The sequence below is a fragment of the Streptomyces sp. NBC_01635 genome, from assembly GCF_045209715.1.
Classification (GTDB): Bacteria; Actinomycetota; Actinomycetes; order Streptomycetales; family Streptomycetaceae; genus Streptomyces; species Streptomyces hirsutus.
This window is the reverse complement of record NZ_CP109277.1, coordinates 5,542,887-5,568,750: the sequence shown is the minus strand read 5'-3', so window position 1 is coordinate 5,568,750 and position 25,864 is coordinate 5,542,887. Positions and strand designations below refer to the sequence as shown.

Annotated in this window: 19 protein-coding genes; 6 read left to right on the top strand and 13 right to left on the bottom strand. The window is 69.1% G+C overall.

The annotated features are described in order from the left end of the window. The first annotated feature begins 47 nt into the window (after window positions 1-47). Both OHB56_RS26060 and OHB56_RS26055 read left to right on the top strand, forming a co-directional pair. Complete coding sequence (locus tag OHB56_RS26060; protein ID WP_326754347.1) at window positions 48-905, top strand: alpha/beta fold hydrolase; 858 nt, start codon at window positions 48-50, stop codon at window positions 903-905. Between the two features lie 197 nt (window positions 906-1,102). Continuing rightward, window positions 1,103-2,947 (top strand): peptidoglycan DD-metalloendopeptidase family protein, encoded by a 1,845-nt coding sequence (locus tag OHB56_RS26055; RefSeq protein ID WP_406355920.1) that lies wholly within the window; start codon window positions 1,103-1,105, stop codon window positions 2,945-2,947. Between the two features lie 119 nt (window positions 2,948-3,066). Here OHB56_RS26055 and pcrA read toward each other — a convergent pair whose 3' ends face one another. Next, window positions 3,067-5,586, bottom strand: a complete 2,520-nt coding sequence (gene pcrA, locus OHB56_RS26050) for a DNA helicase PcrA (protein ID WP_406355918.1) — start codon at window positions 5,584-5,586, stop codon at window positions 3,067-3,069. A 481-nt stretch (window positions 5,587-6,067) separates the two neighbouring features. On the opposite strand from pcrA, the gene OHB56_RS26045 reads away from it, so the two are divergent. Beyond that, entirely contained in the window at window positions 6,068-7,264 is a 1,197-nt protein-coding gene (locus tag OHB56_RS26045; RefSeq protein ID WP_406355916.1) for an NlpC/P60 family protein, read from the top strand. A 169-nt stretch (window positions 7,265-7,433) separates the two neighbouring features. Then, a complete protein-coding gene (locus tag OHB56_RS26040) occupies window positions 7,434-8,450 on the top strand; it encodes a tellurite resistance/C4-dicarboxylate transporter family protein (RefSeq protein WP_406355915.1) in 1,017 nt (338 codons plus the stop codon). Here OHB56_RS26040 and OHB56_RS26035 read toward each other — a convergent pair. Then, the gene (locus OHB56_RS26035; RefSeq protein ID WP_055609795.1) at window positions 8,428-8,781 is read right to left on the bottom strand and encodes a hypothetical protein; all 354 of its coding nucleotides are present in this window, start codon (window positions 8,779-8,781) and stop codon (window positions 8,428-8,430) included. The two genes, OHB56_RS26040 and OHB56_RS26035, sit on opposite strands and share 23 nt — an antisense overlap. 389 nt (window positions 8,782-9,170) lie before the next feature. Here OHB56_RS26035 and OHB56_RS26030 point away from each other — a divergent pair, with 389 nt between their 5' ends. Then, window positions 9,171-10,232: an NlpC/P60 family protein gene (locus OHB56_RS26030; RefSeq protein ID WP_406355913.1), complete on the top strand. Its 1,062-nt coding sequence runs from the start codon at window positions 9,171-9,173 to the stop codon at window positions 10,230-10,232. A 25-nt stretch (window positions 10,233-10,257) separates the two neighbouring features. On the opposite strand, the gene OHB56_RS26025 is transcribed toward OHB56_RS26030, so the two are convergent. The 5 genes from OHB56_RS26025 to OHB56_RS26005 form a co-directional block, all read right to left on the bottom strand. Next, window positions 10,258-11,058, bottom strand: coding sequence for a M48 family metallopeptidase (locus tag OHB56_RS26025; RefSeq protein ID WP_406355912.1), 801 nt, complete (start codon window positions 11,056-11,058; stop codon window positions 10,258-10,260). Window positions 11,059-11,063: 5 nt separating this feature from the next. Next, window positions 11,064-14,723 carry a type I restriction endonuclease subunit R gene (locus tag OHB56_RS26020; RefSeq protein ID WP_406355910.1) on the bottom strand — a complete coding sequence of 1,220 codons (3,660 nt, stop codon included), beginning with the start codon at window positions 14,721-14,723 and terminating at the stop codon, window positions 11,064-11,066. A 117-nt stretch (window positions 14,724-14,840) separates the two neighbouring features. Beyond that, entirely contained in the window at window positions 14,841-15,152 is a 312-nt protein-coding gene (locus OHB56_RS26015; RefSeq protein WP_406355908.1) for a hypothetical protein, read from the bottom strand. Window positions 15,153-15,882: 730 nt separating this feature from the next. Continuing rightward, window positions 15,883-16,131 carry a DUF397 domain-containing protein gene (locus tag OHB56_RS26010; RefSeq protein ID WP_406355906.1) on the bottom strand — a complete coding sequence of 83 codons (249 nt, stop codon included), beginning with the start codon at window positions 16,129-16,131 and terminating at the stop codon, window positions 15,883-15,885. Further along, window positions 16,124-16,945, bottom strand: a complete 822-nt coding sequence (locus OHB56_RS26005) for a helix-turn-helix domain-containing protein (RefSeq protein ID WP_406355904.1) — start codon at window positions 16,943-16,945, stop codon at window positions 16,124-16,126. Before OHB56_RS26005 ends, OHB56_RS26010 begins: the two co-directional genes overlap by 8 nt. Window positions 16,946-17,076: 131 nt before the next feature. Between OHB56_RS26005 and OHB56_RS26000 the strand changes: the two genes are divergently transcribed. After that, window positions 17,077-17,514 carry an ATP-binding protein gene (locus OHB56_RS26000; protein ID WP_406355902.1) on the top strand — a complete coding sequence of 146 codons (438 nt, stop codon included), beginning with the start codon at window positions 17,077-17,079 and terminating at the stop codon, window positions 17,512-17,514. A 4-nt stretch (window positions 17,515-17,518) separates the two neighbouring features. On the opposite strand, the gene OHB56_RS25995 is transcribed toward OHB56_RS26000, so the two are convergent. The 6 genes from OHB56_RS25995 to OHB56_RS25970 all read right to left on the bottom strand — a co-directional run bounded on the left by OHB56_RS25995 (window position 17,519) and on the right by OHB56_RS25970 (window position 25,732). Then, window positions 17,519-18,757 (bottom strand): restriction endonuclease subunit S, encoded by a 1,239-nt coding sequence (locus OHB56_RS25995; RefSeq protein WP_406355900.1) that lies wholly within the window; start codon window positions 18,755-18,757, stop codon window positions 17,519-17,521. Then, window positions 18,747-21,506: an N-6 DNA methylase gene (locus tag OHB56_RS25990; RefSeq protein WP_406355898.1), complete on the bottom strand. Its 2,760-nt coding sequence runs from the start codon at window positions 21,504-21,506 to the stop codon at window positions 18,747-18,749. Before OHB56_RS25990 ends, OHB56_RS25995 begins: the two co-directional genes overlap by 11 nt. 149 nt (window positions 21,507-21,655) lie before the next feature. Then, complete coding sequence (locus OHB56_RS25985; RefSeq protein WP_406355896.1) at window positions 21,656-22,369, bottom strand: RloB family protein; 714 nt, start codon at window positions 22,367-22,369, stop codon at window positions 21,656-21,658. Further along, complete coding sequence (locus OHB56_RS25980) at window positions 22,369-23,628, bottom strand: ATP/GTP-binding protein (protein WP_406355895.1); 1,260 nt, start codon at window positions 23,626-23,628, stop codon at window positions 22,369-22,371. The genes OHB56_RS25985 and OHB56_RS25980 overlap by 1 nt, the downstream gene beginning before the upstream one ends. 62 nt (window positions 23,629-23,690) lie before the next feature. Continuing rightward, the gene (locus tag OHB56_RS25975) at window positions 23,691-24,443 is read right to left on the bottom strand and encodes a response regulator transcription factor (protein WP_326754342.1); all 753 of its coding nucleotides are present in this window, start codon (window positions 24,441-24,443) and stop codon (window positions 23,691-23,693) included. Then, window positions 24,440-25,732, bottom strand: a complete 1,293-nt coding sequence (locus OHB56_RS25970; protein ID WP_406355894.1) for a PspC domain-containing protein — start codon at window positions 25,730-25,732, stop codon at window positions 24,440-24,442. The genes OHB56_RS25975 and OHB56_RS25970 overlap by 4 nt, the downstream gene beginning before the upstream one ends. Window positions 25,733-25,864 lie beyond the last annotated feature (132 nt).

Sequence of the window (25,864 nt, the reverse complement as noted above, 5' to 3'; positions counted from 1 at the left end):
CACGGGGGACGGAGCCGTCCCTCCGCGTGCCGACAGGAGGTCGGCCCATGAAGGTCACGGAGGCAGCACTTCCTTTCCTGCCGCTCTGCCGGCGTCTGGCACCGAACCGGCCGGCGGTTCTCTCCGCCGCCCTGCTGAAGGCCACCGCCCTGGAGCTCGCGATCCTCGCAGGCCACGCCCTCCTCTACCCCGTCGGCATGGCTCAGGAGCGGCGGGACACGATCCCCGAACCCCCCGCGCCGGAGGGCACCGCGAAGCTGCCGGCGGAGGCCCGGCCCCCGGTCGTGCTGCTGCACGGATTCATCGACAACCGCTCGGTTTTCCTGCTGCTGCGCCGCAGCCTCGCCCAGCACGGCAGGCAGCGGATCGAGTCGCTCAACTACTCTCCGCTGACGTGCGACATCCGCGTGGCGGCCGAACTGCTGGGGCGGCACATCGAGGAAGTGTGCGAGCGCACCGGCAGCAGCCGGGTCGATGTCGTCGGGCACAGCCTCGGAGGGCTGATCGGGCGGTACTACGTGCAGCGCCTGGGCGGTGACAGCCGCGTACGGACCCTGGTGACGCTGGGCACCCCGCATTCCGGCACCCGCGTCGCGCCGCTGGCCAACGCGCACCCGATCGTGCGCCAGATGCGCCCCGGTTCACCTGTGATCGAGGAGCTCACCCGCCCCGCGCCCGGCTGCCGCACGCACTTCGTCGCCTTCTGGAGCGACCTCGACCACATCATGGACCCGCTGGAAGCGGCCCGCATCGAGCACCAGGACCTCATCGCGCAGAACGTGCAGGTGAGCGGTGTCGGCCACCTCGCCCTGCCCGTGCACCCCGCGGTGGCCTCCGGCATACGGCAGGCACTGGACACGGCGCATCCCGGGGAACCGACCACCGGTCGCGCGCGGACGGCCTGACGCGACCTGCCTCCACCCCTCCTCCCCGCCCGACACGCCCGACTCGTCCGCCCTTGGCAACTACGGCGACATCACGGGCCCACCCGAACAACGACAGCCCCACCCGGACGACTTGGGGGCGTGAGCCCCAACAAATCTCGAACAGTTTTCGAACACAAAACCAAGAGCGTGTTTGACCGCCGCCAAAACGCAACCGAATGCCCGTTTCCTGCGCGCGTGAAACCTGCAGAAGATTGTCGCGCCCGCATACCGCCGGGTACAGTCGCCGCACTGCTCTGGCAGCCCCTGTTGTCGAGGCGAAAGAGAAGTTGGTGAACGACCGTCACCCGTCGGGGACCATGGCCCCGGCCCCGGCTTCCGACGCCTCGTCGGCGCACTACGCGTCGTACGGCACCCCGGAAGCCCAGTACGGCGACTTCACCATGTACGGCGGCTACGACGCCAACGGCTTCGCCCCCACGGGCCAGGAAACCGGCGCCCACGCCACCACGGCCTTCTCCGCCGACCCCCTCTTCGCCGACCTTCCCGGCAACGGCCACGACCAAGGGGCGTACACCACCGGGACCTGGTCCACCGCAGGCCACGACACCGCGCACTACGACGCGTACGCGGCCCAGCAGCAGGTCGGCTACGACACCGGCGGCTACGACGCGACCGCCTGGACCACCGGGCAACAGCAGGCACCGGAGGTGCCGCACCAGGCCGCGGCGCCCGATGCGAGCGGCCAGTGGGACTCCGGCACGTGGCTCCGAACCGACCAGGCCCAGAACGCCGCCGATCCGGCCCAGCAGTGGTACTGGGGCACCCAGACCTTCGACACCGGCGCCTATGACGCCGCGCAGTGGAACTCCGACGGCAGTGCGGTCGCCCCGGTCCCGGACGCCTACGCGGACCCCTACGAACACCAGGCCGTGCCCTTCGACCAGCAGGCCACGGCCACGTTCGAGCAGCATCCCGCTCCACCGGCGACCGCCGTCTTCGCCGCCCCGGGTCTTGATCCGCAGGCTCCCGACTCCTCCACCTTCGATTCCCAGGCCTCCGCGCAGGAATCCGGTGACTCCGACCCTGACTCCTACGACCGTGACTCCTACGACCAGGAGACCTACGGGCAGGAAGCCCCCGGACAGGAGTCGCACGAGCCGGGCTCCTACGAGAACGTCCACGACGATCCGTACAGGCCCCCTCAGGACGCTTCGGGCGACACCGGTGAACTGCCCGCGATGACCCCTCTGCTCGACGAGCAGGAGGAGTCGGTCCCGGTCCCCGTTCCCTCGCCGCGCGCGGCGTCGCGTGGCGGGTCCCGTTCCCGCCGCCGTTCGCCCGCCAAGCGCTCCGCGCTGCTCACGGTGGCCGTGCCCTCGGCGTGCGTCATGGGTGTCGCCGGTATCGCGGCGGCCTCGGTCGGCGACCTCACGGAAGAAGGCGGCGGTCAGGAGACCACCAAGGCCGCCGCGGACACGCAGCCGGTACAGCCCGCCGTGGCCAACAACCAGCTCGACGCCCAGCTCGAGAGCCTTTCCGCCGGGGCGGGCGACTTCGCCGACCGGGCCAGCCGTACCCAGGAACGCATCGACCTGAAGGCGCAGCAGGCGGCCGACCGCAAGGCGGCGGCCGAGGAGGCTGCACGCCAGGAGCGGCTGCGTCCGAAGTTCGCGATCCCCGTCGCGCAGCACGGCCTCAGCGCCTACTACGGCCAGTCCGGCATCAACTGGATGTCCATGCACACCGGTATCGACTTCCCCGTCTCCTACGGCGCGACGGTGATGGCCGCGACCGACGGCACGGTCCGCACCCAGTACAACAGCGCCTACGGCAACATGGCGATCGTGACGGCGATGGACGGCACGGAGACCTGGTACTGCCACCTCTCCAGCTACCAGGTCCCCTCCGGCACGACGGTGAAGGCCGGCCAGCCGATCGCGTTCTCGGGCAACTCGGGCAACTCGACCGGTCCGCACCTCCACTTCGAGGTCCGCCCGGCCGGCGGATCGGCGATCGACCCCCTGGCGTGGTTCCGCAGCCACGGCCTCGAGCCGTCGTAGAACCGTCCGGCCGTCGGCCCCGTCCCGGGACAGACGCCGTTTCCCGCCTCACCCCGTGCATCGCCCGGAGCCCTCGCCGCTCCGTGGCGGCGAGGGCTCCGGGCGTGCCGGACTCCCGGTCAGAGCTTCTCGACCGGCGCGTACCGCAGCAGCAGCCGCTTCGGCTTGGTGTCCCCGAAGTCGACCGTCGCCTCGGCGTTGCCGCCCGTGCCCTTCATCGCGACGACGGTGCCGAGCCCGAACTGGTCGTGCGTGACCCGGTCCCCGACCGTCAGTGACACCACCGGCTTCTCGGCGGCCCGGCGCGTGGCGAAGCCGGACGCGCCCGACGCCGACGAGCGGGACCGGGACGACGACAGCGAGGCCGCCACCCCGGACACCGGTCCGGAGGACACGGGCGCGGTCGCACCCGTCCGCTTCCACTCCAGATGGGTGGCCGGGATCTCCTCCAGGAAACGCGAAGGCGGGTTGTACGACGGCTGCCCCCAGGCGCTGCGCAGCGTGGACCGGGTGAGATACAGCCGCTCGCGCGCACGCGTGATGCCGACGTACGCCAGGCGCCGCTCCTCCTCCAGCTCCTTGGTCTCCCCCAGGGCGCGCATGTGCGGGAAGACACCGTCCTCCATGCCGGTCAGGAAGACGACCGGGAACTCCAGGCCCTTGGCGGTGTGCAGGGTCATCAGGGTGATGACGCCGGAACCGTCCTCGTCCTCGTCGGGGATCTGGTCGGAGTCGGCGACCAGGGCGACCCGCTCCAGGAAGTCGGACAGGGTGCCCCCCGGGGCGGTAGCCCCTGATGTCGCTGCGCCCTCGCCGCGCTCCTGCTCGAACTCCAGGGCGACGGCGGCGAGTTCCTGGAGGTTCTCGATCCGGGTCTCGTCCTGCGGGTCGGTGGACGCCTGCAACTCGGCGAGGTAACCCGTACGTTCCAGAACCGCCTCCAGGACGGTCGCCGGACCCGCGCCGGACTCGACGATCGTACGGAGGTCCTCCATCAGCGTGTTGAACCGCTTGACCGCGTTCGTGGAGCGCGCGGCCATGCCGTACGCCTCGTCGACGCGTTTCAGAGCCTGGGAGAAACTGATCTTCTCCCGCTGGGAGAGGGCGTCGATCATGGCCTCCGCGCGGTCGCCGATGCCCCGCTTGGGGACATTGAGGATGCGGCGCAGCGGCACCGAGTCCTCGGGGTTGGCGAGCACCCGCAGGTAGGCCAGGACGTCCCGGACCTCCTTGCGCTCGTAGAAGCGGACACCGCCGACGACCTTGTAGGGCAGGCCCACCCGGATGAAGACCTCTTCGAAGACACGGGACTGGGCGTTGGTGCGGTAGAAGACGGCCACGTCTCCGGCCTTGGCCTTGCCCGCGTCCGTGAGGCGGTCTATCTCGTCGGAGACGAACTGGGCCTCGTCGTGCTCGGTGTCGGCGACGTATCCGGTGATCTGCGCGCCGGTGCCCGCGTTGGTCCACAGGTTCTTGGGGCGGCGGGACTCGTTGCGTTCGATGACGGCGTTGGCGGCGCTGAGGATCGTCTGCGTGGAGCGGTAGTTCTGCTCCAGCAGGATCGTCGTCGCGCTCGGGTAGTCCTCCTCGAACTGGAGGATGTTGCGGATGGTCGCCCCGCGGAAGGCGTAGATCGACTGGTCGGCGTCGCCCACCACGCACAGTTCGGCGGGCGGCAGGTGGTCCGCGCCCGGCGGTACGTCGGCGGGGTGTCCGGCGGAGTGCTCGGCGGTGCCGACGAGTTCGCGCACAAGGGCGTACTGGGCGTGGTTGGTGTCCTGGTACTCGTCCACGAGGACGTGCCGGAACCGGCGGCGGTAGTGCTCGGCGACGTCCGGGAAGGCCCGGAGCAGGTTGACCGTGGTCATGATCAGGTCGTCGAAGTCGAGCGCGTTGGCCTCGCGCAGCCGCGACTGGTAGAGCGCGTAGGCCTGGGCGAGGGTCTTCTCGAAGCCGTCGCCCGCCTGCGCGGCGAAGTCCTCCTCGTCGATCAGCTCGTTCTTCAGGTTGCTGATCTTGGCGCTGAAGGACTTGGGCGGGAAGCGCTTCGGGTCGAGGTCCAGGTCGCGGCAGACCAGGGCCATCAGGCGCTTGGAGTCGGCGGCGTCGTAGATGGAGAACGACGACGTGAAGCCGAGCTTCTTGCTCTCGCGGCGCAGGATGCGCACACAGGCACTGTGGAACGTCATCACCCACATCGCGCCCGCGCGCGGGCCGACGAGCTGCTCGACGCGCTCCCTCATCTCGCCGGCGGCCTTGTTGGTGAAGGTGATCGCGAGGATCTGGCCCGGGTGGACGCTCCGCGCGGCGAGCAGGTACGCGATGCGGTGCGTGAGCACACGGGTCTTCCCGGAGCCGGCGCCGGCCACGATGAGCAGGGGGGAGCCGGAGTGCGCGACGGCGGCGCGCTGGTTGTCGTTCAGCCCTTCCAGGAGGGCCGCGGGGTCCAGCACCGGGCGCGGGGCGCCGTCGCGGTAGTGGGTGTCCCGGTCGGGTGGCACGTCGAACTTCCCGTCGAACAGATCGTCCGGAACCTGCTCCGGTACATGATCGTCCTCGGGGGGCGGCGGAGGTTCGTCCGCAGGGCCGCGCCGGGCCTGGAGGTCCGCCAGGAAACTGTCGTCAAAGAGGCTGCTCATCGCCCTCCGAGTCTAGGACGCCCCACCGACAACCCGCGGCCACCCCGAGAACATCCCCGCATTCCGGCGACCGCCGCCGCCCCGCGTCCGGTGACCGGACGCGCGTCCACCCTCGAGGACCACGCCCTCACCCTGGGTGACGTGACGAAGAAGGTCACGAAAACGTATCGGGCATATCACCCATCAACCTTCACACGAGGCACATGAGTTGGCTACGGTTCGGGCGGGCCGTGCGACCCCCACCGGCGAACCTCGCCGGACGAGCGGCCTCCGCCGAGTCCGTCGCTGCCGCTGCGGCAGCCGGAGCCGGGGACCCGCCGGGAACCCGGGGTGAATCGGCCCGCTCCCTCCCCGGGGCGGCCGTAGGGCAGCCCTTCCGGCCTACCCACTCGCACCCCTCCCGAATCCCCCTGGAGCCAGGACGGCCGGGAGCCCCTGCCGCTCCCCCGCGGCGGCGGAACGTTGGAAGGAGTCGCCTCCCTTGGCGTCGCACCGCAAGTCGCGCACCCCGGGTACGCGCGTGACCGGCATACGGACCCCCGCTCTCGCCACGGCGGCCCTCACCTCCGTCGCCCTCCTCTCCCAGACGGCCGACGCCGCACCCTCGGACGACGACCGGCCGAGCCTGGAGGAGGTGGAGAAGAAGGTCGACGACCTGTACCGCCAGGCGGAGTCGGCGACCGAGAAGTACAACGCGGTCAAGGAGAAGACCACCAAGCAGAGCAAGCGCGTCGACACCCTCCTCGACGACGTGGCCAAGCGCACCCAGACGCTCAACGAGGCACGGGAGGAACTGGGTTCCTTCGCCGCCGCCCAGTACCGGACCGGTGCCGGCGTCCCCGACACGGCGACCTTCCTGCTCGCGGACTCCCCGCAGGACTTCTTCGACCGGGACCAGCTGATGGACCGGATGACCGGCCGCCAGAAGGCAGCGGTCGACGACTACGTCACCCAGCAGTCCGAGACGATGGAGAAGCGCAAGGAGGCCACCGAGAGCCTCGCGACGCTCACCGAGTCGCAGGACGACCTGAAGACCGCCAAGGCCACGGTCCAGAAGAAGCTCAGCACCGCGCGTGAGCTGATGTCGAAGCTGACCGCCGAGGAGAAGGCGCGGCTCGCGGCAGCCGAGGAGAAGAAGCAGGAAGAGGCCGCCCGCAAGGCCACCGAGCTCGCCCGGCAGCAGGCGGAGCAGCAGGAGGCCGAGGAGGAGGCGCGGCAGCAGCGGCAGGCGGAGAGCGACTCCTCCGGCACTTCCGACTCCTCAGGCGCCTCCGGCTCCACGTCGACCACGCCGTCGACCTCGGCGGACTCCTCGTACGCGGCCAAGGCCGAGAAGGCCCTGGCCTTCGCCCGCGCGCAGATCGGCAAGCCCTACGTCTGGGGTGCCACCGGTCCCGGCTCCTACGACTGCTCGGGCCTGACCCAGGGCGCCTGGAAGGCCGCCGGCGTCTCCCTCCCCCGCACCACCTACGACCAGGTCGAGGCCGGCACCACGGTCGCGGTGTCCCAGGCCCAGCCCGGTGACCTCGTCTTCTTCTACGACGACATCACTCACGTGGGCGTCTACATCGGCAACGGCATGATGATCCACGCGCCGAAGCCCGGTACCTACGTCCGCGAGGAGTCGGTCTTCTACGACGGCGAGTCGTCGATCCACAGCGTGGTCCGCCCGGCCTGAGGGCGCCGGGCACGGCCGGGATACGGCCTGGCGCGAGGGTGGACGCGGTGAGGTGTGCTGCGGCCCGGTGCGGTGCCCTGCTCCATGTGCCGCCGCCGCACGTGCGGTGACCGGCCGGTCACCGCGCGGTGAACCTTTCCGGCGCGGCGGACTCTTCTAGCATCGGCCCATGCCCGCCCCTCCCGTCCTCCCCGCCTCCCCCTTCCGCGCCTGGTGGGCGCAGCGTTCCCCGGCGGCCGGCGCCGCTGTGATGGCGACCGGCGTCGTGTCGGTGGCCCTGCATCTGGCGGGGTGGGAGATCCTCTCGCTGATCTTCCTCGTGCTCGCCTGCGCCGCCTGGCTGGGCCTGGCGGCGGAGTTCACCCTGCGGCTGCTGCGGGACCGGGAGCGGTGGGTGTCGGAGGCGGAGACTCCGGGTGCGCTCACCGCGGTCGCCGCGACGGCCGTGCTCGGCACCCGGGTGGCCGCGCTGGGCCATGACGCGCTCGCCGGGGCACTGCTCGCACTGGCCACGGGGCTCTGGCCTGTGCTGCTCGTCCTGGTCGTACGACGCCGGCGCCCGCGCATGCCCGGATCGGTGTTCCTGTGCTGCGTGGCCACGCAGGGGCTCGCCGTCCTGGCCGCGACGCTCGCCGCGGCCGAGTCGGCGGCCTGGCTGGCGCGGGTGGCGCTGGTGCTGTTCTGGTTCGGATTGGTGCTCTACGTCCTCGCCCTGTTCCTCTTCGACCTGCGGCAGGTGACCGAGGGGGCCGGGGACCACTGGGTCGCGAGCGGTGCCATCGCCATCTCGGCGCTCGCCGGGGCGGAGCTGCTCGCCGCCGACAGCGCCCGGCTGTATCTGTGGAACGACGACGACCTCGGTGTCCTGCGCGTGATGACCGTCGGCCTGCTGGTGCTCGACCTGGCCTGGTACGGCGTGCTGCTGGTGGGCGAGGCCGTCCGGCCGCGGCCGCGGTACGACACTCGGCGCTGGGCGACCGTGTTCCCCCTGGGCATGACGGCGGCGGCGACGCTGTCCGCGTCCGCCGCCGTCGGTGTCCCGTGGCTCGGGGGCCTGGGGCGTGTGCTGTTGTGGGTCGCGGTGGCCGTCTGGCTGATGGTCGCCGTCGGTGCGGTGACCTCGGCGCGGGCCGCGATCACGTCCGGACCCGTGCGGGGACCCGTCAGGTCCACAGCACGGCGATGAAGATGTTCGCCGTGGTCAGCAGGCCGACGAGGCCGAACAGGCTCTTGTCCACCTTCTCGTCGTCCCGCTTCACATAGACCAGGCCGAGGATCACGATCAGCAGGGCCAGCTTGACACCGATCTTGATGTTGTCGACGGAATAGTCCTGTGCCTGGTTCAGCCCGACCAGGACCACACCGGTGACCAGCATCGTCAGCGCACCGTGCAGCATCGCGGGAACGAAGCGTGCGGTGCCCTGGCCCATCGCCTTCATCTGGGTGAGGAAGCCACCGAGGAGCGACGCGATGCCGATGATGTGCAGGCCGACGAAGAGGTGGATGAGTACGTCCATGAGGCCGGAGCCTAACGAGGCCCCCGTTCTCCACCCGACACCGCCCCGGTCCGCCGGCCTCTCGGCCCGACGCGCCGTATAGCACCCGGGCCCACCGCCCCGCCCCTCATTCGGCGGTTTGATCATCGTGCTGCCGGAAGGCGACGGCCGCGACCCGCACCTTCGCTCTCTCGCGCTCACCCAACGATCCGCTCCCGTCATTTCCGGTCAACCCGTCACCAGGCCGTCCGGGCCCGGAATAGCGTCCTCCCCCAGGTGGCCGGCTCCCCACCGCCGCCCGGACCAGGGGCGGCAGCCGGACACCACCGCCCGGAAGGCGCGGCGGCCGAGCCCTCCGGCCGACCGTGTGCACGGACCGGGCGGTCGTCTGGAAAGGACGTGGAGTCCACGTGGCAGCACACCGCAAGCCCAGACAGCTTCTGATGGGCGGCGGCAGGACCCGCAGGGCCGTCACTCTCGCCCTCGCCGGCGCGGCCACCGCGACCGGATTCGGCGGGACGGGGCACGCCGAGCCCCAACTGGCACCGGGACAGGTCAAGGCCGAGGCCGACAAGCTGTTCCAGGAGGCGGAGGCCGCCACCGAGAAGTACAACGGTGCGAAGGAGAAGGCGGAGTCGGCCGGGCGGCGACTGCACGACCTGCAGGACCAGGCCGCCCGCGAGGAGGACCGGCTCAACTCCGCACGGGCGGCGCTGGGGTCGGTCGCGGCGGCGCAGTACCGCAGTGGCGGCCTCGACCCCGCCCTGCAACTCGTCCTCTCGGACGATCCCGACGGCTACCTGGACGGCGCCGCGTTCGCCGAACGGGCGGGCAGCCGCCAGAACGCGGCCGTGGGACGCGTACGCGAGCAACTCCGCGAGATCGAGCGACTGCGCGGTGCCGCACGCCTCGAACTCACCTCACTGACGTCCCGCCAGGCGGAGCTGAGGCGGCACAAGAAGACGGTCACCGGCAAGCTGGACGCCGCACGCCGTCTGCTGTCCCGGCTGACATCCGAGCAGCGCACGGAACTCACCGACGGCGGCACGCACCGCACCGGCCCGGCCGGCCCCGGCTCCGCCCCGGGCCCGGTCACTTCCCAGGCGCCTTCCCGGACAACCGGCCCCCGAGCTGCCGACGCCGTCTCCTATGCCCACCAGAAACTCGGCAGCCCCTATGTCTGGGGCGCCACCGGCCCGGACGCCTTCGACTGCTCGGGCCTCGTCCAGGCCGCGTACCGCTCGGCGGGCGTGGCCCTGCCCCGCACGACCTACGCCCAGATCAACGCCGGCCACCGCGTCGCACGCTCCGAACTCCGCCCCGGTGACCTGGTCTTCTTCTACTCCGGCATCACCCACGTCGGCCTCTACATCGGCAACGGGCAGATGATCCACGCCCCGAACTCCGGTTCCTCGGTCCGCGTCGCCCCGCTCACCGAGATGCCCTTCGCGGGAGCCACCCGGGTGACCTGAGAGCCGGGCGGCGTCGAAAGCGGAGTCACTCCCGCTCGCCCACGTGCCCGAGCCACAGCCGACGTCCGAGGTCGTCCAGTTCTTCCTTGCGTTCCCCGCACTCGGGCATGGCCTGCCGCAGGAGCGCCCAGTAGTCGGCCTCGTGCCCGGAGATCCTGATGTGGGCGAGCTCGTGGGCGATGACGTAGTCGACCAGGTGGGCGGGAAGCTGGAACAGGGCCCAGTGCAACGCCATGGTGCCGTGCCCGTCCTCCCCCGGCCGGTAGGTGCCCCACCGGTTGCCGACGTCACGGACGACCACATCGGGTTCCCGGACTTCCATGCGTCCGGCCCACGGTTGGAGCCTGCCCCGGGCCCAGCGTCGGCCCGATGTCCGGTACCAGCCGATGAGGGCGCGACGGGCGCCGACCGGGTCCCGCAGCACCGTCTCGTCCACGACCAGCCGTCCTGCGACGAGCCGGACCGGGGCCTGCTCCTTGCCGCCGTCCCCGGCCTGGAGTCTGTAGGTACGCCCGAGGTAGCCGAACGTCTCACCCTCGCGGATCTCACGGACGGGGTGGGCCGGAGGGTGTTCCTCACGTCGCCCGAGTTTGTCGGCCAGCCAGGCATCACTCTTCCGGAGAAACGTCTCCGCTCGTTCCGCTGCGCAGTTCTCCGGCACACGTAGGACCAGGGAACCGTCACGTTCTACCGTGAGTCCGATGCGCCGTCGGCATGTGCTGACCACCACTCGGAACTTCCTGCTCCCCACGGCGACCGTCTGGCCGTCCTCCAGGACAGGCCCGGGAGCGTCGCGGGCGTCGCGGAGATCGGGTGGTGTCGGCACGCGGCCTATTGTCCCCGAGCAGCCGCCCGGAACGCCGCCGCGTGCCGCTGGGCATGCCCGGTCAGTGCCTCCGAGAGGTTGCGCAGGGGCTCCGGAGCACGTTCCCGTGGCTTGACGCCGGCTCTGCGCAGTCTGCGCCATATGTCGTTCTCCAGGGAGTCCAGACTGGCTTCGCTGTCCGACCATGCCGCACTCGACACGTGCCGCTCGATGGTCCCCGCCAGTTCGACCGTCAAGCCCTTGAGCACCTCCGGTTCCGGCAGGTCGAAGGCCGGGTCCTCCGTCATCCGGTCGGCGAGCTTCGTGTAGAGCCGCTGTTCGGCGGGGGTCAGGTCGGCGACCTCGGGATCGGCTTCCTCGGCCTGCCGGGCGCGCTCGATCAACGGGCCGATACGCGCCTTGATCTCGTCCCACCGGCCGGCGAACTGTTCCAGGACTTCCTCCAGCTCCTCGGAGATCTTCCGCAGGACCGGGCGTTCCTCGGACCGGCGTACCTCCTCCAGGTGGTAGCGGAGTGCCTGGACCTGTTCCGCCGCCGACTCGCGCACGTCGGGAATGCGCTCGATCACGGCGTCGAAGTCCGGTGCCAGGATGGAGACCGGCGCGATGACCTGTGCGATCTCGGAGAGCTCGAGGTGATCCGCCACCATGGCGCGCGCCTTGCGTCCGTACGCGCGGACGGAGAAGTCCCCGTTCTCGGCGTCCCGGTAGTGCCTGCGCACCCGCTTCTGCAGCAAGGTCCAGTTACGGGCCTCGGGGATGACCTTCAGCGCGTCCTCGTGGGGCAGTACGCGTTCCAGGGCGTCCAGGAAGTGGCCCATGCGGGCGTCGAACCCGGCCCGCGCGGTCTCGTCTCCGAGAGTGAACATGCCCTTGGCGATACTGCCCGCGCTGTCGAGTCCGGTGATCCCCAGGCCGGCGAGGAAGTCCCGCAGTTCGGTGGCGGTCCGCCGCAGCTCCGGAATGTCCTCGGTGAGGCCGCGCACCGATCGGAGCGTCTTCCCGTCGCCCTTGTACGCGGGCAGGGTGACGGCCAGGTCGCTCAGCACTCCGTAGTAGTCCACGACCCGGCCTTCGAACTTTCCGCGCCGAGGCCGGTTCACACGGGCGATGGCCTGGAGCAGCTCGGCGTCCTGAATGGGCCGGTCGAGGTACAGCGCCTGCTCGATGGGAGCGTCGAAACCCGTGAGAAGCATGGACTTCACGATGAGGAACGCGATGGGCCGGGGTTCCTCGACCCGCGGGTCGGCGAGCCCGCTCCAGGGATTCCGGGAGACGGTGCCCGCCGGAGGCGGGTCGTACTCGGGCACATGGTGCGTCACCCACGGGTTGTCCGGCGGCAACTGCGGGAACGGCTCCAGGAACCGCTCGACGTGTTCCTCCTGGGCGATGGGGTCGGTCCACTCACGCCACTGCCCGCGCTTCTTCTCCTTCCCCGCGGAGATCACGGGCACGAAGTCGATTCGGCGCAGGATCGCCTGGTACTGCCAGGCACGCAGCATCACGAGGTCGTCCCACTCGTACTCGGCGAGGTTCTTGTGCCGCAGGGTCTCCGGGTCGAAGGTCCGGACCCGGTCCAGCAGGTGAGCCCTGGCCTCGTTGAGCATGTGCCCGTACAGCACGGCGGCACTGCGGCTCACCGCCGCGACCTGGGCCTTGAACCCGCCGGTCAGCGGTCCGGTGACGTAGTGCTCCAGCATGTCGACGGCCTTGGCCCGGATCACGGGCAGTGACTCGGCGACGGTGCGGCTGGTCGGCTTGAGCAGCTTGCGCGTCCTGGCCTGGTGCTCCTCCTGCAGCCGGGCGATCAGGTCCTCGAACTTCGCGTTCAGCCCGTCCTTGTCCCGTACCCCGGCCGGCCCGGTGCGTCCCTCGTAGCGGACCGGCACGACGACCTTGTCCCGCTCGGCCTCGTCCATGAGGTACGAGTCGAGGAACGTTCCGCCCGGCTCGATACCGAAGATCCGGCCGGTGTCCGAGAGCCGCCCCTTCATGATCGGCGTACCCGTGAAGCCTATCCGGGCCGCCTTGGGCACGGAATCGCGCAGGCAGGCGTGCAGGACGGAGGTGTGCGAGCGGTGCGCCTCGTCCACCAGGACGAGAACGTACGGCGAGGAGCTGCACTCGGTGAACTGCCGGCGCACCTCCTCGACGGTCCCCTCGGCGGGCGTGGGGTCCGACACCTCCTCGGCCGAGGCGCCTTCGGCGATCCGGTCCTGCGTCGCCTCGAACTCGGCCACCGGGTCCCGGTCGTCCCCGGACTCCTCGCCGGTGCCGACGACTCCGGGGACACGTCCGAGGTATTTCTGGATCATCGTGAAGATGACGGCGCGTCCACCGCGCTCACCCGCCCGCTCCAGCATCCCTTCCACGTCGGAACGCGACCGTGCGACCCGTACGTCGACCCCGCCGCCCCGGACGGCGGCGGCCAGTTGCCGCTCCAGCTGCTTGCGGTCGGTGACGACGAGCAGGGTGAAACGGTTGAGTTCGGGGTCCCGGCTGGTCTGGAGCCTGCGGGCGAGGAAGGCCATGGTCAGGCTCTTGCCCGAGCCCTGGGTGTGCCAGATGACGCCGCCGCGCTCGTCCTGCCCGGCCGCCGGATCGTCGACGGTCCGCCCACTGCGCAACTTGCGGACGATCTTCTCGACAGCCCGGTACTGCTGATGCCGGCAGACCGCCTTGACCGTGACCGGCGGCTCACCCGGCTTGGTCTTCACCGGCATCTCGAAGACGTAGTGCCGCACGATGTTCAGCAGGTTGCGCGGCTTGAGCACGACGGCGACGAGACGGTGCAGGTCCGTGGGCGTGGCACCCGGCTCCAGCAACCGCGCCCCGTCCTTCCGCCGCACCTCCTGCAACGCACGGCCGAGTTCCTTGTCGTCCGTGTAGTCCGGGGTCACACTGCGCCAGGGCGCGAAATGGCTCTCGTCGGAGGTGATGGTGCCGAGCGCCGCCTGCTCCCCGGCGGCGGCCACGAGCAGTTGCACGGGCGCGAAGAACTCGGGGACCTGCGCACGCGGGTCGCGGCGGTCACGCTCCTCGTCGTCGTCGAGCGGTACGCCCGCGTAGCCGCGCAGGTCTCGGATGGCCTCGCCGATCGGGTCCTTGACGTACGGGCTCTTGCATTCGACGACGGCGACGGGAACGCCGTTCACGAACAGCACGAGATCGGGAATGATCTCGGCCCCGTCGGGAGTCCGCACCAGCAGTTGGTCGACGACGAGGAAATCGTTCCTCTTCAGGATCTCGGCGTCGCTGAGGCCTTCCAGGTCCCAGTCGACGAACTGCGCGTTGACCGTCGCCCCGTGGTGGTGTTCCTCGTCCCCGGTGACCGGCGTGCCCTTGATCAGCCGGCTGGTCACTTCGCCGTTGGCGGCGAGGAGCGAAGTCGTCGCCACGTTCCGCGCGGTGCGGCGCAGCTCGTCGATGGCGGCATCCGCATCCGCGTCCGTCATCCACGGACCACCGCCGTCGGGCAGGCGGTTGACGCGCCGGACAGCGGAACGGAGCCGCTTCAGGAGCAGCAGACCGCCGTACGCGCGCTCATCCCCGTCCGGTCCGGCCGTGCTGAGATCGGGTCCGTGAACGTGCCGCCACCCCATCGCCTTCAGCTGGTCGATGATCGGCTGTTCCGTCTCGTCCCGCTCGGCCGTACCCCGCGCCATGAACTCCGTACCCCTCTGTTGTACGTCGCACTGCCGTCCTGCCAACTGCCGCAAGGCGATCGGCCGTTTCCCATTCTGCGACGAAGGGTGCAGGAGTGACACGAGTCCGCACGGCCCCTACGGGCGGAGCACCGACTCAGGCCAGGATTTGGCCGGTTGTCGACGGTAGCGGGCGGCGAGGGCGGCTTCGCGGGCGAGGGCGGCGGCGCGGTGCGCGGTTGCCGACGGAGCGTTCGGCGCGACGTCCCGGGTACCGCCGCGCGACGTGACCGTCCGGCAGCCCTGGCACAGACCGCCGACGAAGGCGGCGGGACGCCCGGGGACGCCGCACTCGGTGCACTCCGGCATGAGACGGCCGAGGAGACGGGGTTCGGAGGCGTCCGGTGTCGGTTCAGGACCCGTGGAGGGCATGGGGTGGGACATGGGCATGGGCGGCAGCTTGTCCCGCAGTCGGCGAGCGACCAGCCCGCGCGGCACGTGGACGGTATCGGGCAGGCCGGCGGTGAGGGCCTGCAGACGGAGACGGAAGTCGCGCCGCGCTCCAGCCAGAGGAGGACCAGGTCGGCGAGAGCGTTGCGGTCGGCGTCGGACAGGGCGAGACGGGGTTCGCCACGACCGAGCCGGGCGAGGGTGCGGTAGGCGCTGGCGCGAGGTTTGCCGGGGGCGGTGGGGACGGGTTCGAGCGCGGAGGCGGCGGCGGGAGAGGTGATCTGTTCGACCGCCCCCGCGATGTCCACCGCTTCACCATCTCCCAGGAAGCAGGCCCACCAGGCGTTGTCGCGTGCGGTGCTGGACCAGAACGTACGGAACACCCAGCGTGTTACGCCGTCGGCGGTGGTGGCCAGGCCACGGACCCGGTGCAGATGTCCGGCGCGTGAGAGCGCGTTGAGCGCGCTGCGGACGGCCTGCTGACCGTAGAGGGGAAGCGCCTTGGCCAGGCTCTTCACGTCCATGGCGGCACCGTAGGGGAGCCGGTCGACGAAGGCCGCGATGTAGGCCTCGCGGGCGGGGAGGTGCGTGAAGTCGACGGGCCGGAACGCGGCACCGGGCTCAGCCGGGGCGGTGCGCTTGCCGTAGCCGGGAGGGTGGGTGGTGGGTTGAACCCCACCACCCAGTCCTTACAAACGCCGCTCGGACCTCGAAGTCTGTCCCTCGAAGCTCAGGCTCCGGTACGGGCGTACGCGACGAACGCGACCCAAGTGCCTCCGGCGACGGCGAACCGAGGACTCTGGGGGCCGAGCTTCGAGTCTCGGACGCGGATGGTGTGGGGGCAGGGGGCGATTTCTAAGCAGTTACTGCCCTGATCATCGCTGTGGCTGGACTTGCGCCAGTCGAGGGCTACTTCTAGACAGGCGCCGCCCTGGCTATCGCTATAGCTGGACTTGTACCAGGTGAGGCGTTCACTCATAGCTCCTCTGACACCCTTCTGATGAACGTGGCCGACTCCTCCCGCTAAGGCAGTGCATGCGGATCATCGCATGGGTTTGTGTGAGTGCACTTACCTTCTCCGGACTGGCATGCAAGACGCTGACCTCCGGCGCTTCGACGTAGCCGTAGTGATCGTGCTCCGGCGTCTCAAGAAGCACGATGCTGCCGTTCAAGGCAACCCCACTACAGCGGCCATAGGGAAGTACTTGAACTGACACATTACGGAGGAGGCTTACCTCCAAAAGGTGCTGGAACTGTTCTCCCATCACCTGCCTGCCACCGACTCGGGTACGCAGAGCAGCTTCGTAGATCACGAACCCATACATCACGCCCACCCTGCGCCGCAGTGCATCAGCCCTCCGAAGGCGAGCCGCCACACGCTCATTGACCGTCTCATCGTCCAAGGGAGGCGAGCTGGCGCCGATCAGCACTTGGGCATAGGCCTCGGTTTGCAGTAGCCCCGGGATGAGTAGCGGCTCATACCAAGAGACGGCGATTGCCTCGGCCTCAAGGGCCATGAACTCCTGCGACCGCACCGGAAACGGCTCCGGCTTCAGGTACTCCTGCGCCGCCACCAACTTCCCACCCGCCCCGCACACCTGATCCGCGATCTGCAGGAACCGCAGCGTGGGCCGACGGCGTCCGTTCTCCATGGACTTGACGTACTCGTAGTCGTAGCCGGCCTCCTTGGCCAGCGCGTCCCGGCCGACACCGGCCTCCGCACGCCACATCTTGATCTGGCTGCCACAGTACCGCCAGGCCACGGGCGGCTGGGAGTTCACTTCGGTCGTCACACGCACCTCCGCCGGGTCCACGGTGGGGACAACCACACGCTGTACCCACGTCGCTCCTCGCGAGGCTATGCGCGAGCCGCGACCGTGATCCCACGAAACGTCAGAAGTTCGACGCAAGGGATGAACAGCGCATGCAGACCCCCCGACTCCCGCTGCCCGTGACCGCCCCGAGGGACATCGAGTGGCACTTCCCGCGTCACGCGAGAAGCGTGGGCAGGGCCCGCGCGCTGGTCCGCGCACAGGCGGCATCCTGGGAACTGCCCCAGGCCGTGACGGACACAGCGGAACTCCTCCTGAGCGAACTGATGACCAACGCCTACCGCCACGCGAAGACCCCGGCCGGCCGCGAGATCCGGGCCCGCTGCGAACTCACAGACGATCGCCTCCGCATCACGGTAGCCGACGCGAACGACGCACTGCCGACACCAGGGACGGCATCCCTGGATGACGAGTCAGGGAGGGGCCTGGAACTGGTAGCGGCGCTGGCAGACGACTGGGGTGTGGAGAGAAGAGAGTGCGGTATCGGCAAAACGGTTTGGTTCGAGCTCGCCGTACCCGCCCACCCCTAACTTGTTATGCCAGAGCCGTTCGGATGCCCTTTCCAGCAAGTAGATCGTCGACCAACCCCGCCCTGAGGGTCCGCAATTTCAACAGGGCTGATTGCTCGCCCGAGATCTTCTCGCCCCATGCGTGCATGATTTCTACGATTTTTCGCTGCTCTTCCGCGTCAACCATGGGAAACGGAAGCCCAGCAAATCGCTCCCCTCCCAAGTGAGCGATACTCGTGGTCTGCTTCGCGATTCTGGCGAATACACCAACCATTAGCCAGTAGGAGAATACGCACTGCGCGTACTCAGGAATGAGACCCTCACCTGAGCGAAAGCGCACCAGCGTGTTTTGGAAGTAAATATCTTCAGGGTATCCGCGGAAGATCGCACTCCTCCCGACGAGCTCCAGGCTCTGCCCCTCGTTCAGAAGGATGTCTCCGGGTGACAGACGGTAGATCGCCCGCTCAGCCTCAGAGAAAGCCATGGTATTGACGTCCGAGTAATCAATCCGACCATCCAAGACGTTGGCAACACGCAAGTACGGCACTTGCTCACCGAATTCGCGACTGCTGGGGGAGAGCTGCTTCCCCATGCGGACCTGCCCTACATCGCGAACAGTGGGGCAGCCACTTTCTTGCCCATCAAGGGAAAGACACAAGCCACCGATCGCTTTGACCAGGGTGCCCCGCTGGATGGTTCGCAACTTGGCGATCGCCGCCTCGGTGGCAAGTTCCTGCTCCCGCAGAGCCGCAAGTACTTCTACAATGCGACGCTGCTCATCCAAGCGCGGCCACGCCACCCTGAGCGCCTCAACCGCTGCCTGTGAAATGTTCTGCATACTAAGGCTGCTACCAGATGCCGAAACAGAGATCTGTTTCCGCACCGCCGGGCTTGAAAGGATGAGTCTGACGAACTCAGGCTCAGCTAGCCGACGATCCACTACAAGCCGAAGCGTCTTGTCCGACATCATCAGACGCTCTTGAGTTGGCGTTGCAATACAGGCCGCCCCCACCAATTCAGGCGTGTTAGCGCGCGAAAACAACAGATCCCCTGCACTAACCTCATATCGCTCGTCAATCAGAGAGATATCATCAACCGCTTTATTCTCCGCTGGACGGAAGCCCGCAGAGTTGATGGCGCTGACCTTGAGCACCCCCCAATGGCCAGGCGCAGCGGGAATATCACTCAGGCTCGGGCTACGACCGGTCTCGATGCGTAGCAAGCGAGAACCCAGCGGGGCTTCGTCCCACTCGTCAGCCGACATACCCAAGCTCCTTCAAAAATCCCTCCAGCGCCGCCGCAGCCGCTTCCCGCCGCTCCTCGATCTCTCGCAGCGAGACCCCGTACTTCTGCTCCCACACCCGATACGTCTCCGCCAGCTCCCGTCGGCGCCGCACCACATGGCCGTCGAGCTTGGTCGACAGGTCGGCGCGGAGGATGTCGAGGACCACGTCCTGTTCCCCGGACCGCTCCGCCAACTCCCGGCGTGCCTTGGCGAGTCCTGCTTCCGGCGACGGCGCAGGCGGTGCCTGCTCCTCCAGCTCCTCAGTGACCGGAAGCTCCAACAGAGCCCCCTGCCCGGCCGCTTCCTCCGCCGGGACCGCCCTCTTGCCCTTGCCGGAGGCCGACGCAGCCTTCTTCTTCGCCTTCTCGGCCCGCTCGCGCTCGGCGTCCCGCTTCCTTCGGATCGCCGGCACCATCCAGAAGCCGTCCTCCAGGTCCTCGACCAGCCGCTTCGCATCCGAGCGCTGCTTCATGAGGTCCCGCATCTCGGTCTTGCTCAGCACCGCTTCGGCGAGCGCCGGATCGATCTCTGCCCCGTCGTCGCCGTCCAGCGCGGCCTGCTGCGCCTCGGCGAGAGCCGCCTCCGCCTCCTGCGCGGCCTTCGCCTTCGCGTCCAGTTCGGCGTGGGTGCGCTCCGCCGAGGCGAGGTCCGCCAGGAACCCGGGCGCGATCGCGGCGACGACCTTGTGGTCGTAGGCCTGCCGCCGTTCCGCCGCCGTACGCTCCCGCCGGCCGCCCGTGCGCGGGTCCGGTTCGGGGGCGAGCATGGTCTTGACCGATTCGACCCAGCCGTCGACCACACCGTCGAACCCGGTCACGGACAGTGCCTTCAGCTCGTTCTTGCCGTCGTGCCACCAGCCGGCCACCGCCCCCGCCAGCGCGTACCGGTCCAGGAGGCCGACGGCCAGCAGCCGGTTCCGGAAGGAGCCGATCAGGTCCTTCCTCAGCCGCGCCAGCTGGGCCTTGCGCTCCTGCTCGGTACGGTCATCGCCGTCGACGGGCTCGAGCTCCGCGATCTGGCCCGCCTCGGTGGCCCACCACTCCCCGAAGGCGTCCCAGAGTTCCTGTTCCCTGCCGCGTGCCAGTTCCGCGAGGCGGGCGGCGTCCGGGCGGCGCTCCGGGGCGGGGAAGTCGACGTAGACGGGGTCGTCGGCCCGTACGTCGAAGAGGTCGGTCAGCTGGATGCCGTAAGCGTCGAGCAGTTTCTTCTTCGCCTCGACCTCCGCCACCGGCACGCCACCCACCAGATGGGCCCGCACGTCCTGCGGTTCCGGCGGCGGGGTGTTGTCGACGTAGCGGCGGATGTTGAAGTTGAAGGCGTTGGCGGCCAGTTCCTCGCGGGTCACCGCGCGGGCGAAGCCGGGCACGTCCGCGAAGATCTCGTCGTCCTGCCAGGAGTGGAACGTGGAGACGATCTTCTCGATGTGCTCGGGGAGCAGAATGTTCTGGGCTCGTTCGGCGTGGAACTCGCGGTCGGCGTTGATGAACAGGACCCGGCCTCGCCGGTCGGGGCGGCGTCGGCTCGGCGGGCGCAGGACCAGGACGCAAGCGGGGATTCCGGTGCCGTAGAAGAGGTTGGGCGCCAGGCCGATGACGGCCTCGATCAGGTCGTGTTCCATCAGGAGCTTCGCGCGGATCTTCTGTTCCTCGCCCCCGCGGAACAGCACGCCGTGCGGCATGACGGTGAAGACCGCGCCCGACCGCAGCTTGACCATGTCCAGCATGTGCTGCATGAACATCAGGTCCGCTTTGCCGCGCTCGGAGGTCTCCCCGTACGGCATGCGCGCCTTCAGGCGCGGGACCGCGTCCTTGTTGTAGTCCATGGAGAAGGGCGGGTTGCTGAGGACCAGGTCGTAACCGCCCTCGGGGTGGAGGGGGTTGGTGAGGGTGTCGCCGGTGCGCAGGGAGAACTTCTTCGCGCCGTGGAACAGCATGTTCATCGTGGCCATGACCCAGGAACCGCTGTTGGCGTCCTGACCGGCCAGACCCAGGTTGCGGGAGTCGCCGCCGTGCTCCTCGACGTACTCCATGGCGTGGATGAGCATGCCGCCCGATCCCACACACGGGTCGTACACCTTCATGGCGCCGTCGGGCCGGGCCAGTTCCACCATCATGCGGACCACGGCGCGCGGGGTGTAGAACTCTCCGCCCTTGCTCCCGGCCGAGTCCGCGAAGTCCTTGATCAGGTACTCGTAGGCGGCACCGATCATGTCGGGGAACTCGAAGTCCTCGCCGCGCAGCCGGATGCCGCCGAAGTGGTCGATCAGGTCGGAGAGGCGCTTGTCCGCCAGTTCGGCGGCCGACTTGCGGGCACTGCCGCCGCCTCCGATGCGGTTGAAGTTGACGTGTGCGAACAGGCCGCGCAGTTCGCTGTTGCCCGACTGTCGCTCGAGGGCGTCGAGGGCGGGCTGAAGGTACTCGGTGGCGACGTTGTCGACCGCGCCGGCCAGTCGGTCCCAGCGGGCGGCCTTCGGCACGAAGATCGCTCCGTGCTCGTCGTACCACTGATAGGCCTCGGCTTCTTCCTCGGCCTCCTCCTGGGTGTCGCCCTCCGCCAGGCGCTCCTTGATGATCGCCTCGCGGGCCACCTCGAACTCGTCGTTGACCCGCTTGAGGAACAGCAGCACGAAGATGAAGTCGCGGTACTCCGCGGCGTCCATCGTGCCGCGCAGGATGTCGGCTGCCGCGAAGAGATGGCGTTCCAACTGCGCGAGCGTGAGCTTGGCCACGTACTGCTCTCCCCTGATGACGTTCTGCGACTTCGGCTGCCGTCATTGCGGTGCACCGGCGGCAACCGGAAGCCTACGGTCTTCCGGGGAGCCGTCCGGCCGCACGCATGAAGAGCCCGCGCATGATCCGTCTCATCCGGCCACCGGTCTCAGTAGTCGGAGACGTCCATGCCCTGCTCCACGAACGTCCAGACGTCCGTGTACGGGTCCCAGCCGTTCTGGTCCGGGCGGTTCGCTTGGCGGCGGGCAAGGTCTTGCGCGTAGCGCTGTGCCGTCTTGTAGCGGCCGCTCAACTGGCCGGGCATGACCTGCTTGGCCCGTTCGGGAGAAACGGAGCGGAGGGTGGGACCGTAGGTCCGGGCAAAGCCGTCCTGCTGCTTCAGGCGGTCCGCCGCGCTGTCACAGACGCCGCCGAACGTACTCGTGTAGTTCTGGTAGTGCAGCAGTCGCCACAGCTCGAAGCAGGGGTGGGAGTAGGCGACGTGCACCTTCTCCCGCTTGGCTCTGGAGAAGGCGGTCGGGATGTCCTCGTGCCGGTCCCGGTCGAAGAGGCACCACACCTGCGGCCAGTTCCAGTCGTCGGGCTTGATCCCGGCCTTCTTGGCGGCACGCTGGACCTCATGCCACTTGGTGATGGCCTCTTCCACGAGGGGCAGCGGCTTGCGGCGCTTGCTGGGCGCGCTACGGTTCTCCACCTTGCAGACGACCTCGTGCCGAGGCTCCTTGCGGGTGCCGTTCTTCGTCACGAACGTGATGAAGCCCGGTTCCGTGACCTCACCCTCGGTGAAGACATACACCTCCCGGCGCAGCTTCTGCCGCTTCTTGGCGCGTGCCGGATTGTCCCGCCCCCTGTCCCTCACCATCAGGAACGCTCTGCCTCCCCTGCCAGTGCTGTGAGCACCATGCGTCCGATCTGGCCCTGGTCGACATTCGGCACGGCGCCGTATGCCCCGGCCAGGTACGAGTCCTCGAGGTCCTCTTCGGGCGTCGGGTCGAAGTCGCTCAGCGGATAGAGCTCGGTGGCTCCTCGCTTGTCCTTCTCCGTCAGCCAGATCTGACCCGGTTCGAGTGGCCTGCCGCCTCTGGGACTCTTCAAAAGCGAGGCGTCGTGCGAGGTGAAGAGCAGTTGGGCGTTGGTCGTGTTGGACCAGGGCGCCTGGAACAGCCGCACCACTTCGGATGCGAACCGAGGGTGCAGACTCGCGTCCAACTCGTCGATAAGAAGGACGGCGCCACGGTCGAGAGCCAGCAGGAGCGGACCGATCAGAGCGAACCAGGATCGGGTGCCGAACGATTCCTTCACCCAGTCGAGCGCCACCGCGCTGTCGCGGTCACTGCCGTGCAGCAGTCTCACCGTGGGAGCCCTGCCACCGGGTGCTCGGTCCACCTCGGCATCCTGGATACCCAGGTCCGCGACTCGCAGCAGTTCCCGGACCCGTTCTCTGTTCCGGTCGTCGAGAAGTTGCTCCGCCGTGTATCTCTCACGGTCCCGGAGCTCGGTCTCGGGAGTGATGTCCCACAGATTCGACCGGAACCAGTCGTAGATGCGGAACAGTTGCGGATGGTTGTCGCTGGCGGCGCGGCTGAGCAGCAGAGCGTTGGTACGGGTGGATCGGGCCAGCCGGGCCCGGTCCTGGATGCGTTCTCCCGGAAAATCGAAGGGGACGTCCCGGGAGGCGTCCCTGTCCAGCCAGACCTGCCGTCGGCCTTTCGGATAGGCGTGCAGCCACTCCGCCTCGACTCGCCGGTCGCCCAGTTCGAACCCGTAGGTCCAGCGCACTCCGTCGTCCAGGACGAAGTCCACCTCGTAGAAAGTGCTCTCGTCCGCGGACTCGCCATCCAGGGCGAAGGGCTCACGCTCGGGTACGCCGGTGTAGGACGTCCACAACCCGTACGAGTCCAGGACCGCGCTTTTCATCTTCTTCAACGCGGTGATGACATTGGACTTTCCTGAGGCATTGGGCCCGAAGATCCCGACGACCGGGTAGATCCCCATCTGTTTGCCGTCGGACAGCTGGACGGTCCGCGCCGCGTCGGACTCCTCGTCCGGCGGGACGACGAAGGACAACTCCTGCTCATCGCGCAGTGACCGTACGTTCGCCGTACGGAAACGCAGCAGCATGCAGCCCCTCCTCCCGTCGGGTCCACCCTAATGGGGTGATCGCGTACGCGCCCAGCAGATCGTCATACCAGACGACGCGCCGTCGCCCAGCGGGTCAGTTCGTGGCGGTTGGAGAGCTGGAGCTTTCTGAGGACGGCCGAGACATGGGACTCGACCGTCTTCACCGAGATGAAGAGCTGCTTGGCGATCTCCTTGTACGCGTATCCCCGGGCGATCAGCCGCAGCACCTCGCGCTCGCGCTGGGTGAGGCGGTCGAGGTCCTCGTCGACCGGCGGGGCGTCGGTCGAGGCGAAGGCGTCGAGGACGAAGCCGGCCAGGCGGGGGGAGAAGACGGCGTCGCCCTCCTGGACCCGGAACACCGAGTCGACCAGGTCGGTCCCGGTGATCGTCTTGGTCACGTATCCGCGGGCGCCGCCCCTGATCACGCCGATCACGTCCTCCGCCGCGTCCGAGACGGACAGGGCGAGGAAACGGACCGGCTGCTCGGCGTCGCCCATCAGCGGGGCGCAGCGCCGGAGCACTTCCACGCCGCCGCCGCCGGGCAGGTGCACGTCGAGGAGGACGACTTCGGGCCGGGTCGCGGTGATGACCGTGACCGCCTGGTCGACGTCCGCGGCCTCGCCGACCACTTCGACGCCGGTCTGTTCGGTCTGTCCGATCTCGGCCTGGACGCCCGTGCGGAACATGCGGTGGTCGTCGACGAGGACGACACGCACATGGCGTCCGGCGCCACCGGTGGGCTGCGCGGACTCTGCGGCCCGGGCCGCCGGTCCCGCCGTCCCGTTCAGGTCGGTCGGCTCGTTCGGCTCGCTCATGACGTGTTCTCCGCCCTCTCCATCTCCAGCTCGACCTCCGTGCCGCCGTCCGGCACCGCGCGCAGCCGCGCCGTGCCGCCGTTGCGCTCCATGCGGCCGATGATCGATTCTCTGACACCCATGCGGTCGGCGGGTATCGAGTCGAGGTCGAAGCCGGGGCCGCGGTCCCGGACGGACACGAAGACCGTCCTTCCCTCGACTTCGGCGTAGACCTGTACGGCACCCCCCTCGCCACCGTACTTGGCCGCGTTCACCATCGCTTCGCGCGCGGCCTGCATCTGCGGGCCGATCTTCTCGTCCAGCGGGCAGTCGCCGACGACGACCACCTCGATGGGGACGCCGTGCTTGTCCTCCACCTCCGCGGCATTGTGCCGTACGGCGTCGGCGAGGGTGGTGGGCTCGTCGGCCTCGTCCTTGCCGGTGCCCTCGGGCTTGTAGAGCCAGGTGCGCAGGTCCCGCTCCTGGGCGCGGGCGAGCCGGCGCACCTCGCCCGGACTGTCGGCGTTGCGCTGGATCAGGGTGAGGGTGTGCAGCACCGAGTCGTGGACGTGGGCGGCGACCTCGGCGCGCTCCTGGGCACGGATGCGCATCAGCCGTTCCTCGGAGAGGTCCTGGGTCATGCGCACGAGGTAAGGACCGGCGAGGAGCGTGATCCCGACGAGGACCGCGAGAGCCGCCTGGAGCACCGACGCGAGGTGGGCGCCGGAGCCCCGGAGGACGAAGATGCCCGACACACCGGCCGTGACCAGCAGTACGCCGGCGCCGGCCCGCAGCAGGGTGACCGTGCGGCGCCGGCTGCCGACCTCGACCCAGCGGGCCCGGCGCGCGTTGTCCGCCTGCCTCCAGACCAGGGCGACGCCCGCGCCGACGAGCACGGTCGGCCAGAGGTAGGCCCTGGCGCCGTTGGACAGGTTCACATTGCCGACGAAGACCATGGCCACCACGACCATGAGGAGCAGGGCGACGATCTGACCCTTGTCCGGTCTGCGGGTGACGAGTCTGCGCCGGCCGTCCGGCGCACTCTCGGTCGCGACCAGTGTGGGCGGCTTCTGCGCGTCCACTCCGCCGACCCCGAGCGGTACGAAGAACCAGAAGGCGGCGTACAGCAGTGCGCCCAGGCCGTCGGCCATGAACAGGCCGACGAAGACGAGCCGTACCCAGATCACGGGCAGCCCGAGGTGTCCGGCGAGCCCCCGCGCCACACCACCGAGCCAGCGTCCGTCACTGCTGCGGTAGAGCTTGCGCGGCGGCCGCGGCTCTGCGAGTGGCGCTGCTGCGGCTTCCGACATGCCAATGATGGTCACACGCTCCCTGGTTCCGCGGCATCAGGGTTGGTCCCGGAGACTCCCCTGATCTCCGGGGGTCCGGCCCCCCTCCCCCCCGAACGCTCCCCGGCCACCCCTCAGGGCCGATATCAGGGT

Bases quoted from the DNA above. Each gene is read 5' to 3' on its own strand.
- OHB56_RS26035 (WP_055609795.1), bottom strand. From the start codon at position 8,781: ATGGACGTACTCATCCACCTCTTCGTCGGCCTGCACATCATCGGCATC.
- OHB56_RS26000 (WP_406355902.1), top strand. From the start codon at position 17,077: ATGCAGACCCCCCGACTCCCGCTGCCCGTGACCGCCCCGAGGGACATC.
- OHB56_RS26060 (WP_326754347.1), top strand. From the start codon at position 48: ATGAAGGTCACGGAGGCAGCACTTCCTTTCCTGCCGCTCTGCCGGCGT.
- OHB56_RS26010 (WP_406355906.1), bottom strand. From the start codon at position 16,131: ATGAGTGAACGCCTCACCTGGTACAAGTCCAGCTATAGCGATAGCCAG.
- OHB56_RS26040 (WP_406355915.1), top strand. From the start codon at position 7,434: ATGCCCGCCCCTCCCGTCCTCCCCGCCTCCCCCTTCCGCGCCTGGTGG.
- OHB56_RS26020 (WP_406355910.1), bottom strand. From the start codon at position 14,723: ATGGCGCGGGGTACGGCCGAGCGGGACGAGACGGAACAGCCGATCATC.
- OHB56_RS25970 (WP_406355894.1), bottom strand. From the start codon at position 25,732: ATGTCGGAAGCCGCAGCAGCGCCACTCGCAGAGCCGCGGCCGCCGCGC.
- OHB56_RS25980 (WP_406355895.1), bottom strand. From the start codon at position 23,628: ATGCTGCTGCGTTTCCGTACGGCGAACGTACGGTCACTGCGCGATGAG.
- OHB56_RS25995 (WP_406355900.1), bottom strand. From the start codon at position 18,757: ATGTCGGCTGACGAGTGGGACGAAGCCCCGCTGGGTTCTCGCTTGCTA.
- pcrA (WP_406355918.1), bottom strand. From the start codon at position 5,586: ATGAGCAGCCTCTTTGACGACAGTTTCCTGGCGGACCTCCAGGCCCGG.
- OHB56_RS25975 (WP_326754342.1), bottom strand. From the start codon at position 24,443: ATGAGCGAGCCGAACGAGCCGACCGACCTGAACGGGACGGCGGGACCG.
- OHB56_RS26055 (WP_406355920.1), top strand. From the start codon at position 1,103: ATGCCCGTTTCCTGCGCGCGTGAAACCTGCAGAAGATTGTCGCGCCCG.
- OHB56_RS25985 (WP_406355896.1), bottom strand. From the start codon at position 22,369: ATGGTGAGGGACAGGGGGCGGGACAATCCGGCACGCGCCAAGAAGCGG.
- OHB56_RS26015 (WP_406355908.1), bottom strand. From the start codon at position 15,152: ATGCCCATGTCCCACCCCATGCCCTCCACGGGTCCTGAACCGACACCG.